The sequence below is a fragment of the Polynucleobacter yangtzensis genome (assembly GCF_027924165.1).
GTDB lineage: Bacteria > Pseudomonadota > Gammaproteobacteria > Burkholderiales > Burkholderiaceae > Polynucleobacter > Polynucleobacter yangtzensis.
The window spans coordinates 470,637-483,062 of record NZ_AP026973.1 but is presented as its reverse complement, the minus strand read 5'-3'; the positions used below and the strand labels follow the sequence as shown (position 1 = coordinate 483,062).

The 12,426-nt window shown below is 45.2% G+C and carries 11 protein-coding genes; 6 read left to right on the top strand and 5 right to left on the bottom strand.

Going from position 1 to position 12,426, the window contains the following annotated elements; genetic code table 11:
* The first annotated feature begins 36 nt into the window (after positions 1 to 36).
* Genes QMF28_RS02615 through QMF28_RS02595 form a run of 5 tightly spaced genes read left to right on the top strand, consistent with a single transcriptional unit; the run spans position 37 to position 4,363 of the window.
* Positions 37 to 1,236, top strand: coding sequence for an amino acid aminotransferase (locus tag QMF28_RS02615; RefSeq protein WP_068322299.1), 1,200 nt, complete (start codon positions 37 to 39; stop codon positions 1,234 to 1,236).
* A gap of 31 nt (positions 1,237 to 1,267) precedes the next feature.
* The gene (locus tag QMF28_RS02610) at positions 1,268 to 2,548 is read left to right on the top strand and encodes a polyhydroxyalkanoate depolymerase (protein ID WP_068322295.1); all 1,281 of its coding nucleotides are present in this window, start codon (positions 1,268 to 1,270) and stop codon (positions 2,546 to 2,548) included.
* A 54-nt stretch (positions 2,549 to 2,602) separates the two neighbouring features.
* Entirely contained in the window at positions 2,603 to 3,289 is a 687-nt protein-coding gene (gene rsxB / locus QMF28_RS02605) for an electron transport complex subunit RsxB (protein WP_281743103.1), read from the top strand.
* A complete protein-coding gene (nth, locus tag QMF28_RS02600; protein ID WP_281743599.1) occupies positions 3,289 to 3,945 on the top strand; it encodes an endonuclease III in 657 nt (218 codons plus the stop codon). Before rsxB ends, nth begins: the two co-directional genes overlap by 1 nt.
* Positions 3,938 to 4,363, top strand: a complete 426-nt coding sequence (locus QMF28_RS02595) for a DUF1841 family protein (RefSeq protein ID WP_068322552.1) — start codon at positions 3,938 to 3,940, stop codon at positions 4,361 to 4,363. Before nth ends, QMF28_RS02595 begins: the two co-directional genes overlap by 8 nt.
* Here the strand turns inward: QMF28_RS02595 and QMF28_RS02590 are convergent.
* The 4 genes from QMF28_RS02590 to clpB all read right to left on the bottom strand — a co-directional run bounded on the left by QMF28_RS02590 (position 4,360) and on the right by clpB (position 10,381).
* Positions 4,360 to 4,800, bottom strand: coding sequence for an HIT family protein (locus QMF28_RS02590; RefSeq protein WP_281743101.1), 441 nt, complete (start codon positions 4,798 to 4,800; stop codon positions 4,360 to 4,362). The genes QMF28_RS02595 and QMF28_RS02590 overlap by 4 nt on opposite strands.
* A gap of 107 nt (positions 4,801 to 4,907) precedes the next feature.
* Entirely contained in the window at positions 4,908 to 6,206 is a 1,299-nt protein-coding gene (gene aceA / locus QMF28_RS02585) for an isocitrate lyase (protein WP_068322277.1), read from the bottom strand.
* Between the two features lie 282 nt (positions 6,207 to 6,488).
* Entirely contained in the window at positions 6,489 to 7,724 is a 1,236-nt protein-coding gene (locus QMF28_RS02580; RefSeq protein WP_281743099.1) for an MFS transporter, read from the bottom strand.
* 53 nt (positions 7,725 to 7,777) lie between these two features.
* Complete coding sequence (clpB, locus tag QMF28_RS02575) at positions 7,778 to 10,381, bottom strand: ATP-dependent chaperone ClpB (protein ID WP_281743098.1); 2,604 nt, start codon at positions 10,379 to 10,381, stop codon at positions 7,778 to 7,780.
* A gap of 93 nt (positions 10,382 to 10,474) precedes the next feature.
* Between clpB and QMF28_RS02570 the strand changes: the two genes are divergently transcribed.
* Positions 10,475 to 10,729, top strand: a complete 255-nt coding sequence (locus tag QMF28_RS02570) for a GIY-YIG nuclease family protein (protein WP_068322262.1) — start codon at positions 10,475 to 10,477, stop codon at positions 10,727 to 10,729.
* 29 nt (positions 10,730 to 10,758) lie between these two features.
* On the opposite strand, the gene QMF28_RS02565 is transcribed toward QMF28_RS02570, so the two are convergent.
* Positions 10,759 to 12,417 (bottom strand): carboxylesterase/lipase family protein, encoded by a 1,659-nt coding sequence (locus tag QMF28_RS02565; protein WP_281743097.1) that lies wholly within the window; start codon positions 12,415 to 12,417, stop codon positions 10,759 to 10,761.
* Positions 12,418 to 12,426 lie beyond the last annotated feature (9 nt).

Genomic DNA, 12,426 nt, shown 5'->3' with positions numbered 1-12,426 from the left:
ACAAAACCACCCTATAACCCTCAATTTCAAGCCCAAATGACCCTGTTTGCCTCAGTTCAATTAGCCCCTAAAGATCCTATTTTTGGCCTCACAGAAGCCTACGTTGCAGACCAACGCGCCGACAAGGTGAACTTAGGCGTTGGCGTGTATTACACAGACGAAGGCAAGGTTCCACTTTTAAAGGCAGTAATTAAAGCTGAAGAGGCAATTGTTGCAAAGCACTCACCTCGCAGTTACATCCCTATTGAGGGACCAAACCCATACAACAGTGCAGTGCAAAACTTATTGTTTGGCGCTGACTCATCACTCATCAAAGATGGACGTGTTGTAACCGCCGAATGTTTGGGTGGCACTGGCGCCTTACGCGTTGGCGCTGACTTTATTAAACGTCTCAACTTAAATGCACCTTGCGCGATTAGCAATCCTACTTGGGAAAACCATCGCGGCATTTTTGAATCTGCTGGATTTGAAGTGGTTGAATACACCTACTTCGATGGCAAAACTCGTGGTGTTGATTTTGACGGCATGGTGAAGTCCTTAGAGTCTTTCCCAAAGAACACCACCGTGTTGTTACACGCTTGCTGCCACAACCCAACTGGCGCAGACATTACTGAAGCGCAATGGCGCCAAGTAATCGATATATGCAAAAACAAAAGCTTGATTCCTTTCTTGGATATGGCTTACCAAGGCTTTGCGGCTGGGATTGAGCAAGACGGTGTTGCAGTTCGTCTCTTCGCTGAATCAGGCATGTCTTTCTTTGTATCGAGCTCTTTCTCCAAGTCATTCTCACTCTATGGTGAGCGTGTTGGAGCATTGTCTATCGTGACACAAAGTAAAGATGAATCTACTCGCGTACTTTCACAATTGAAACGCGTGATTCGTACCAACTACTCCAATCCACCAACTCATGGCGCCGCAATTGCTGCTGCTGTTTTGAATTCCCCAGAACTGCGCAAGCTCTGGGAAGATGAGTTGGCAGAAATGCGTGATCGCATTAAAGCGATGCGTCACGGTCTCGTTGAAAAACTCGCTGCTGCAGGTGTGAAGCAAGATTTTGCTTTTATCGAGAAGCAGCGTGGAATGTTTTCTTACTCAGGCTTAACGGCCGAGCAAGTTGAGCGCTTACAGAAAGAAGATGGCATTTATGCCCTCTCTACTGGACGCATTTGTGTGGCAGCCCTCAATACTAAAAATATTGATAAAGTGGCTAAAGCAATCGCCCGCGTCTTAGCGTAACAAGCGGATATCCTGAATTACCGGAGGCACCATGCTATATCAGTTACACGAATTTCAAAAAGCCCTACTTCAACCAGTTAGTTCATGGGCAAGAGCTGCTTCAGAAGCTTTTATTAATGCTTCTAATCCTGCTTCTAAAGTTCCAGGATCTGACCGTTTAGCAGCTAGCTATGAACTCCTCTACCGCTTAGGCAAAGATTACAAGAAGCCAGAATTTGGTATTCGCTCTGTAATGGCGCATGGCAAAGAAGTTGCCATCCATGAAAGAACTGCAGTTGCAAAACCATTTTGTAACTTAGTACGCTTCAAGCGCTTCTCTGATGATGTCGAAGTCATTAAGAAACTTAAAGAAGATCCAGTTGTATTAATTGTTGCCCCGTTATCTGGACATCACTCCACATTGTTGCGTGACACTGTGCGCACACTCCTGCAAGATCACAAGGTTTACATCACCGATTGGATTGATGCACGCTTGGTTCCAGTTGAAGATGGTGAATTTGGTCTTGATGACTACGTCCACTACGTACAAGAATTCATTCGCACCATTGGCGCAAAAGATTTACATGTGATTTCCGTTTGCCAACCAACAGTTCCCACTCTAGGCGCAATCTCATTAATGGCATCAGCTGGTGAAGCAACTCCAGCTTCGATGATCATGATGGGTGGTCCAATTGATGCACGCAAATCACCAACTGCAGTAAATAACTTGGCAGACCAAAAATCTTACGAATGGTTTGAAAGTCACGTGATTTATAACGTTCCGCCCAACTATCCAGGCGCTGGCCGTCGTGTATACCCAGGCTTCTTGCAGCACACAGGCTTTATCGCCATGAACCCGCAAAATCATTTGCAGTCCCATTGGGATTACTTCCAAAACTTAGTACGCGGCGACGAACAGGATGCTGAAGCACATATTCGTTTCTATGATGAGTACAACGCTGTATTAGATTTGGACTCCAAGTTCTACTTAGACACCATCAAGACTGTTTTCCAAGACTATTCATTGCCAAATGGCACATGGAAAGTTGCTGGCGAACTCGTGAAACCACAGGACATTAAAAAGACTGCGCTTTTGACTGTTGAAGGTGAGTTGGATGACATCTCTGGAAGCGGCCAAACACGTTCAGCCCATGCTTTATGTGCGGGCATCCCAAAAGAGAATAAAGACCACTATGAAGTTGCTGGTGCAGGACACTACGGCATCTTTGCTGGACGTCGTTGGCGCGAGAAGGTTTATCCAAAGATTAAGACGTTCATTCGTGAACATCAGAACACGAAGAAAACTGCTACTCGGACTACCAAGTCTGCATAAATTAAGGGCTCTTCGGAGCCTTTAATTTTAATAAGAACCCCGCAAGCAATTTCCATGAGCCAAGCCAATAAACTCGTTGATCAACTTGAGGATATTCTTCCGCAAACGCAATGCACTAAGTGCGGCTACCCAGATTGCCGTGGTTACGCAGAGGCCATGGCGAGTGGCGAAGCCCTACCAAATCGCTGCCCTCCCGGCGGCATAGAGGGCATTGAACGCCTAAGCAAGGTTCTGATACTTATATACCCACAAGATGCATTTGAACTTCACCCCACCATTGATCCAGAATGCGGCGTAGAACGCCCCCGTCCAGTAGCGTTTATCGATCCACAGAAATGTATTGGCTGCACGCTATGTATTCAGGCATGCCCTGTTGATGCGATTGTTGGTGCCTCTAAACAAATGCACGTTGTGCTGACTGAATGGTGTACAGGCTGCGACCTCTGCATTCCACCATGTCCTGTTGATTGCATCAGCATGATTAATGTCACTGGAGATAAAACTGGCTGGGATGCTTGGTCACCCGATCTTGCTGATATCGCTCGCAAGCGCTATCACGAACGTGACATACGATTAGATCGAGAGCAAAAAGATAATGATGATCGACTCGCCAAAAAGGCTGCGGCTAAATTGCAGTCTGTTAACAGCGAATCACCCCAATCTGAAGAAGAATTTAAAGAGCAGGAACGCAAACGCGCCATCATTGCTGCCGCTATCGCACGTGCACAAGAAAAGAAATGATGAATCTAGAAAAGCGTCGTGCTTTTTTTGAGCAGCTCAAAGCGAATAATCCCAAACCAGAAACTGAGCTGGAATATAGCTCGCCATTTGAACTATTAATTGCGGTACTGCTATCTGCTCAAGCGACTGATGTATCGGTGAACAAGGGGACGCGCGAGCTCTATAAGGTTGCCAATACTCCGCAGGCCCTCTTAGATCTTGGTGAGGAAGGCGTTAGACCTTATATCCAGCATATTGGTTTGTTTAATTCCAAAGGCAAACATATTCAAGAAACTTGCCGACTACTCTTGGAAAAACATGGGGGCGAAGTTCCTCAGACTCGCGAAGAACTAGAGGCGCTACCTGGCGTCGGTAGAAAAACTGCGAACGTTATTCTGAATACCGCTTTTGGACAGCCCACCATCGCTGTCGATACTCACATTTTTAGAGTATCCAACCGAACAGGTCTAGCACCTGGCAAAGATGTTGTGAAAGTAGAAGAGCAATTACTCAAACGTGTACCTAAAGAATACTTATTAGATGCCCATCATTGGCTTATTCTGCACGGTAGATATACCTGCAAGGCGCGCAACCCAGATTGCGCACAATGCATAGTTGAGCCACTATGCGGCTTCAAACAAAAAACTGGCAAAGGAAAAGTTCGTGGCGATATTTAACCCAACTCGTGAAGAAGTGCGTCGCTTTTTCTGTGACACCTGGAAGAAGAAGACTGAGAATCAGATTCTTGATCCGATGGAAACGCTTGCCAGCGATTGGATGGTTGAACACCCTGAATATCACGACCTCCTTGCTGATCCTGAAGGCGCCTTAGATCAGGATTACACGCCTGAACGCGGTGAAACTAATCCCTTCTTGCATTTATCGATGCATCTGTCCATTAGCGAGCAGATCTCAATTAATCAGCCCCCTGGCATCAAAGAGATTGCTGATAAGTTATCGCAAAAGCTTGGCTCTATGCATGAAGCACAACACGTCATGATGGAATGTCTAGGACAAGTTATGTGGGAAGCGCAGCGTGAAGGACAGCCGCTGAGCCCAGAAAATTATCTTGAGGCTCTTAAAAAACTAGCTTAAGAAAGATTGGCAATGACAGACTTAATAGCTGCCGGCAATTCTTGAGATTTTTTTCTTCTGGCTTCCAATGTAGATGCTTTCGTTTCTTGAGTCTTCTTAGACCAAGCGGATCCAGGAAAAAAAGCATCATCTTTAAATCTGGGAATAACATGCCAATGAATATGGGGAACCATATTGCCTAAGGCAGCAATGTTGACTTTATCAGGATGCATTACGTGACGCACAGCCTCTTCGACAGCAAAAACTAAAGTCATAAGGTGATCGCGCTCTCCATAACTCAGATCAGTCATCTCGGCCACATGGCGATTCCAGATTACTCTACAGAAACCAGGCAGATCGGGATCATTCACCATGATGACTCGACAGTCATCACCGCGCCAAATAAGTTGCCCCTCTTCGGGCTTGAGTTCGTCTTTACAGAGTACGCAATTAGTCATGGAAAGAATGTAAACGAAAACGGCATCTAAGTCACCCTTGTGGGGTAATTTAGATGCCGCGGCAGTATTGGTGTGTTACTGCTTACTACGTACTACTTAGGGATTTCTTAGTGGAACTGCTCTTCTTCAGTAGAACCAGTCAATGCAGTTACAGAAGACTTACCACCTTGAATAACAGTAGTTACGTCATCGAAGTAACCAGTACCAACTTCTTGCTGATGTGAAACGAATGTGTAACCACGATCACGAGCAGCAAATTCTGGCTCTTGCACTTTTTCGATGTATGCAGTCATACCGCGCTGCATGTAGTCTTGTGCCAAGTCGAACATGTTGTACCACATAGAGTGGATACCAGCCAATGTGATGAACTGGTACTTGTAACCCATTGCACCTAATTCACGTTGGAATTTAGCAATGGTTGCGTCGTCCAAGTTTTTCTTCCAGTTGAAAGATGGTGAGCAGTTGTAAGCCAACATCTTGCCTGGGAACTTCGCACGAATTGCTTCGGCAAACTGACGAGCAAACTCGAGGTCAGGAGTACCTGTTTCACACCAAACCATATCAGCGTAAGCAGCGTATGCCAAACCACGTGAGATCGCTTGATCCAAGCCTTTACGTGTCTTATAGAAGCCTTCAGCTGTGCGCTCGCCTGTCAAGAATGGCTTGTCATTTGCATCGTAGTCAGATGTCAACAAGTCAGCAGCTTCAGCATCGGTACGAGCCAAAATGATAGTTGGAACACCCATTACGTCAGCAGCTAAACGTGCAGAGATCAATTTTTGTACAGATTCTGTAGTTGGCAACAATACCTTGCCACCCAAGTGACCGCACTTCTTAACAGAAGATAATTGGTCTTCGAAGTGAACACCAGCAGCACCTTGCTTGATCAATGCTTTGCTTAATTCGAATGCATTCAATACACCACCGAAACCGGCTTCAGCATCGGCAACGATTGGTGCGAAATACTCGATATAACCTGGATCACCTTTATTGATGCCTTTAGCTGTTTGAATTTCGTCAGCGCGTTGGAATGAGTTATTGATACGCTCAACCATCTTTGGTACTGAATCAACTGGATACAAAGATTGATCTGGGTACATAGCTGCATATGAATTGCCGTCAGCAGCAACTTGCCAACCTGACAAGTAAATTGCCTGAACGCCAGCCTTAACCTGTTGCATTGCTTGGCCACCAGTCAAAGCGCCTAAACAGTTAACGTAAGCTTCATTATTTACCAAATCCCAAAGACGCTCTGCGCCATGCTTAGCTAATGTGTGCTCAATCTTCAATGAGCCACGAAGACGTACAACGTCCTCAGCTGTATAGCCACGTGTAATACCTTTCCAGCGTGGATTGGTATCCCAGTCCTTTTGTAGTGCTGCGATTTCTGCTTTGCGATCTGCCATGTTTTTCTCCCTAAGTTAAACAAGTACTTCAAAATTTGAGGACTCTTAAGACCAGTTCAAGTCTTATGTCTTATATAAGAGTTTAGACAGTTCAAAAAAGCAAGCAAGCGAAATATGGGATATTTTTAAAAATATTTAGTTATTTAAATTCAATAACTTAAAGTTATATTTTTACTATGTGGAATGAATGCCCACGGTCTGGAATAAATTGAGAGGCTACTAATTGCGCCGCATTTTACGCAGCGTAATGACATTTCATATTATGAAATTATTAGAGCTTAACTAAGCGGTTTTTGGCGCAATACCGGCAGACACCTTAAATACCGTTGGAATAATCATGAGCTGGAAGGCAACAATACCTAGGAATAATGCATTTGGAAGTCCGGCATCCATAAAGAAGCCAAAGATAAAAGGCCCTACTGCAGCACCCAAATCAATTCCTGAATAAACGATTCCATAAACGCGTCCAGCAACACCTTTCGGAGTTACCGTTTTCACCAAAAGATCTCGTGAAGGAGCAACAACACCGTAGCCAAAGCCTAAGCCAAAAAATAAGATCGGAATAAGACCGGCTGGAATAAATCCAGTGCCTAGTAACAAACACATCACTATCGTTACAGATAAACAGGATGTCACGATACGTTCAGGCGCTTTCAACTTTGCAGCTAAATATCCACCGAACAAAACACCGCCAGCACTACCAAGCGCTAATAAGGTAATGTAATAACTTCCCACATCTAATGGGACTTGATAGATGGAAAACAATGCACTTGGTGCAAAGGATTGCAGACTTGAAGTAGAAGCCATGCTGAAGAAAAAGAAAATCCAACATAACCATACGGCAGTTAACTTCAAAAATGCAAATGCACTTTCCTGCACAACCCCAGGATTAGCGGCTTGGTTGCTTGCTTGAGTATCATCATGGCGCTCTTTGACGTTATCTAGAAGATAGCTTCGATTGACCCATAGAACCGCCAAGATACAAGCCTCCAGCAGGGCTGCGCTTAAGAATGCAATACGCCAATCGCTGAATTGGGCAATGGCAACCATGAAGGCAGGCGCTGCCGCCCAACCTAGGTAGCCCGTGACTCCATGCATTGAATAGGCGTACGGTAGATTAGGAGGTGACACCTTGTGATTAATGAGTGTGTAATCAACAGGATGAAAAATACCGTTACCGCAACCTGCGATAACCGCCCCCATTAAGAGCATGGCATAACCATTGCTTTGTGTATACACCAAGGCCGCAAGAATCAGTAAGCTAATACCACTAAACAGAACTGGCCTTGCGCCAATGCGATCCACTAAAAATCCTGAGGCGGCTTGAGCAATGCAAGACACCACAAAGAAAACTGACATGAGTAAACCGAGCTCGGCATAACTCAATGCAAAAGCATCCTTCAACCATGGAAACATGGGAGGAAGCACTAAATGAAAGAAATGAGAGCTGCCGTGAGCTAGGCTAATGAGACCAATAACCCGGACATCACTGGCACGCCTACTAAGCGCAACAGTCATGTACCGAGTTTACTGGCGCAGGGATATTCCTGCTGAAATAATGAAACTACTACTTAGTGAACCTGACGGCTAAAGCTAAATTCGCCGGCCTTATCAACATCTACAGGGACTACATCCTTAGGGCCGAACTTGCCTTCCAGAATCATCTTGGAAACAGGGTTCTCAATGTGCTGCTGGATAGCCCGCTTCAGCGGTCTTGCTCCAAAGACAGGATCAAAACCCACCTCCGCAATCTTATTGAGGGCTGCATCGCTAACATCAAGCTGCATATCCACTTTTGCCAATCGATCCGACAAGTTTTTGAGCAGTATCTTCGCGATATTAGCGATATTGCCTTTGTCTAAGCCGTGGAATACGACGATCTCATCGATACGGTTCAAGAACTCAGGACGAAAATGATTTTTCAATTCCTCAAAAACCGCTTCCTTGATTTCAGATTGCTTCTTATCGGCCATTGATTGAATCAAATGAGATCCAATATTACTGGTCATCACAATCACCGTATTCTTAAAGTCTACTGTACGGCCTTGACCATCAGTTAAGCGGCCATCATCTAGTACTTGCAAGAGAACGTTAAAGACATCTGGATGTGCTTTCTCAATCTCATCGAACAAAATCACGCTGTATGGATGGCGACGAACTTGCTCGGTTAAATAACCACCCTCTTCGTAGCCAACGTAGCCTGGAGGCGCACCAATTAAACGCGCAACACTATGCTTTTCCATGAACTCACTCATATCAATACGAATGAGGTGGTCTTCACTATCAAACAAGAAACCAGCCAATGCCTTGCAAAGCTCCGTCTTACCAACGCCAGTAGGCCCAAGGAATAAGAATGAACCATAAGGACGATTCTCTTCTGCCAAGCCAGCACGTGAGCGACGGATCGCATCAGACACTGCGCGAATAGCTTCCTCTTGACCAACGACACGCTTATGTAAGAGCTCTTCCATCTTGAGCAATTTATCGCGCTCGCCCTGCATCATCTTAGAAACTGGAATACCTGTCGCACGAGAAACTACTTCAGCAATTTCTTCTGCGCCCACTTGAGTTCGTAGTAATTTATTCTTCACTACGCCATCTTTGTCGCCCTTCGCTTCAGCAGCCGCAGCAGATTTAAGCTTAGCTTCGAGCTCAGGCAGCTTGCCATATTGCAACTCAGCAACTTGCTCTAACTTGCCATCACGCTGTAACTTGGCGATATCAGCCTTAACCTTTTCAATCTCTTCCTTCAGATTGGCAGCACCAAGTACGGCACCCTTCTCTGCTTTCCAGATTTCTTCCAAATCAGCATACTCGGCACCAAGACGCTTGATCTCTTCTTCAATAAGACCAAGACGCTTTTGTGATGCTTCATCTTTTTCTTTTTTAACTGCTTCGCGCTCAATCTTGAGCTGAATGAGGCGACGCTCAAGCTTGTCCATTACCTCAGGCTTGGAGTCAATCTCCATACGAATACGTGAACCGGCCTCGTCAATCAAGTCGATAGCCTTATCTGGTAAAAAACGATCGGTAATGTAGCGGTGTGACAACTCGGCAGCAGCCACAATTGCTGGGTCAGTAATCTCAATGCCGTGATGAAGCTCATAGCGCTCTTGCAAGCCACGTAAGATTGCAATCGTTGCCTCAACACTTGGTTCTTCAACCATCACTTTTTGGAAGCGGCGCTCTAGCGCAGGATCTTTTTCGATATATTTGCGATATTCATCTAAGGTTGTTGCGCCGATGCAATGCAACTCACCGCGTGCCAAGGCAGGCTTGAGCATATTGCCAGCATCCATTGCGCCATCACCTTTGCCAGCACCAACCATCGTATGAATCTCATCGATAAAGATAATGGTTTGACCCTCATCTTTAGCAACGTCACTGAGAACCGCCTTTAAACGCTCCTCGAATTCACCACGGTATTTGGCGCCAGCCAATAGCAAAGCCATATCCAACACTAAGACACGTTTGTTCTTCAGTGTTTCAGGAACCTCACCATTCACAATGCGCTGGGCTAAGCCTTCAACGATCGCAGTCTTACCTACACCCGGCTCACCAATCAGCACGGGGTTATTCTTACCGCGGCGCTGCAATATCTGAATGGTGCGACGAATCTCATCATCACGCCCAATTACTGGATCAAGCTTGCCCATGCGAGCGCGCTCAGTTAAATCCACGGTGTATTTCTTTAAGGCCTCACGTTGACCTTCAGCATCTGCACTATTCACTGATTCTCCTCCGCGCACTAAATCAATAGCCGCTTCTAACGATTTACGATTTAAGCCATTCTCACGAGCAACCTTGCCTAGCTCGCCTTTGTCGTCTGCTACAACTAATAAAAACAGTTCACCCGCAATGAATTGATCATTGCGTTTATTGGCTTCTTTTTCACATAAGTTCAACCAATTACTGAGATCACGGCCAACCTGAACTTCCCCGCTAGTGCCCTGCACTTCGGGAAGGTTGCTGATAATCTTTTCCACACCTTTTTCAAGGCCAGCGACATTGGCGCCTGCTCTTGTTAGCAAGCTCTTTGCGCCACCATCAGAATCACGCAACATTGCCAGCAACACATGGGCCGGCTCAATATATTGGTTGTCTTTGGCTAAAGCGATACTTTGGGCCTCACTTAGGGCCTCTTGAAACTTAGTTGTTAATTTATCTATTCTCATTTATGCACTCCATATATCTATCTATAGAATATAAGGGCAATATCGCCAATTTCAAGGGTTTTTGAGCCCTTTTTAACCCTAATTTGACCCATTTTGACCTGGCTTGTTTACCTTCTAGAATGCTCTGACGGCACGTACTATGCCGGCATTACAAACCGTCTAGAGCATCGCCTAGAAGCTCACAACTCAGGGCAAGGCGCTCGCTATACAAGAGCTCGCAGACCAGTTGTTCTTTTAGCTACACAAGAGCACCCCGATCGATCTGAGGCCTCAAAGGCAGAGATCAAATTAAAGCAACTTCCCCGCTCTGAAAAGCTAGCATTCTTTAAAAACAAAAACCACCCTTAAGGGTGGTTGATCTGCTATTTACTTGAATTTTAGAAGGCGTCTTTTACACGCTCGATCGCATAGATTTCTCTTAAATGCAGAGCTTGATAAGCCACCCGATCTTTAAATAATCCTGTAATCGTTTCTGAGCCAGGTGAAAAATTTCTCATAACATCTGCATTCAGGTTGTACATGGGCCAGTTTGCCTGACCACTCACATTTGGATTACCGGTTTTGGCAAATGCTGCCCAACTAGCAGATAACCTCTCTGACATTGCTTGATCCTGAGGGTTATTTTTATCCACAATCGGAAACCAGTCTTTTGGCCAGACATGCGTTTTCTTGAACCCAGCAATATCTTTTTCAATTCGATCGCATTGATTCACGCCAGTTAGAGCCTGCTTAGGAGCTTGGGTTACCAATCCCAAACTACCAAAGACATAAGGTATCTCGTATGTATGAGGCGCACCCGGTAAAGCGGCTCGAATATTTTGAGTTAAGTAATCAAAGTAATAGGCGTAGCCGGGGGCAATACCATTCATGCTATTTGCCAATAATTTGGTACTGGCGCGATACATCAGATCCTGAATTACAAAAGAATTCAAAATACATTTATCTTTTACATTGGCATAAAGCTGCTCAATAATTTTTGGGTCTTCGTGCACATTCTTCAAAAAGACATCCAAGGCAGGCTCGCCAGGCAACATGAAGTCACTATCAAATGAGTTTGTGCCGATCATGAAAGGCACTTTCGCCTGCTTACCAGCGGCAAATAAAGGAATGGGGTCGCCCTTCAAAATCTGACCATCCACAAAAGGACCGCCAAACTCACCAGCATAGTAAGAATTGCCATCAAGTACTAGTTTTTGAACTGGTAATTTTCTTAATTCAGCTAATGATTTTGCGCCAAGAGCAGCCATAAATTTAGCGCCTATATCCACCTCTGGTGTTAAGCCAAAACGCTTTTCAGTCATCCCCCTTAAAGGACTTTGTTGCGCGCTTTGAGCAATCGCCTTGTGGAACAACCCCTTAGCTGCATCAGAAACCATTAACCAAGTAACACTTCTACCACCAGCTGATTGACCAAAGATTGTTACGTTATTGGGGTCTCCCCCAAATACCTCAATATTCTTTTTAACCCACTTTAAAGAGGCAATTTGATCCATAGTGCCGTAATTGCCTACTGGCTCACCCTTAGCTTTTGCTTCCTCAATCAACTCTTTTGAAGCAAAGAAGCCCAATGATCCAAGACGATAGTCAACCGTAACAACGATGACACCATTCTTCACCAAATTGATTGGGGTGAACTGTGGATCTTTAGCGCCATCTACGATTAAACCGCCGCCATGGAACCAAACCATGACTGGCAAATTCTTATTAGGTTTAGAGGGTGTAAAGACGTTGAGCTTTAAACAATCCTCGCTACCCGGCAGTCCAAGACCATCGTTAAGATTTTTAATATATTGCTGCGGACAAGCTCCGCCAAACTTACTAGCATCACGTGTTCCATTCCAAGCAAGCGCTGGTTGCGGAGGGCGCCAGCGCAAGTCACCCACAGGAGGGGCGGCGTAGGGAATATTTTTAAACGCCTGCATGTTGTACTCAATCACACCTTGCAAGCTGCCTGTTTCAATCTTAACAACAGGCCTCTCTGCAGCACATACACCAATAGCAATAGCAGTCAATAGCAAGGCAACTAATTTTTTCATTTGAATCTC

Bases quoted from the DNA above. Each gene is read 5' to 3' on its own strand.
- QMF28_RS02615 (WP_068322299.1), top strand. From the start codon at position 37: ATGACCCTGTTTGCCTCAGTTCAATTAGCCCCTAAAGATCCTATTTTT.
- QMF28_RS02610 (WP_068322295.1), top strand. From the start codon at position 1,268: ATGCTATATCAGTTACACGAATTTCAAAAAGCCCTACTTCAACCAGTT.
- rsxB (WP_281743103.1), top strand. From the start codon at position 2,603: ATGAGCCAAGCCAATAAACTCGTTGATCAACTTGAGGATATTCTTCCG.
- nth (WP_281743599.1), top strand. From the start codon at position 3,289: ATGAATCTAGAAAAGCGTCGTGCTTTTTTTGAGCAGCTCAAAGCGAAT.
- QMF28_RS02590 (WP_281743101.1), bottom strand. From the start codon at position 4,800: ATGACTAATTGCGTACTCTGTAAAGACGAACTCAAGCCCGAAGAGGGG.
- aceA (WP_068322277.1), bottom strand. From the start codon at position 6,206: ATGGCAGATCGCAAAGCAGAAATCGCAGCACTACAAAAGGACTGGGAT.
- QMF28_RS02580 (WP_281743099.1), bottom strand. From the start codon at position 7,724: ATGACTGTTGCGCTTAGTAGGCGTGCCAGTGATGTCCGGGTTATTGGT.
- clpB (WP_281743098.1), bottom strand. From the start codon at position 10,381: ATGAGAATAGATAAATTAACAACTAAGTTTCAAGAGGCCCTAAGTGAG.
- QMF28_RS02565 (WP_281743097.1), bottom strand. From the start codon at position 12,417: ATGAAAAAATTAGTTGCCTTGCTATTGACTGCTATTGCTATTGGTGTA.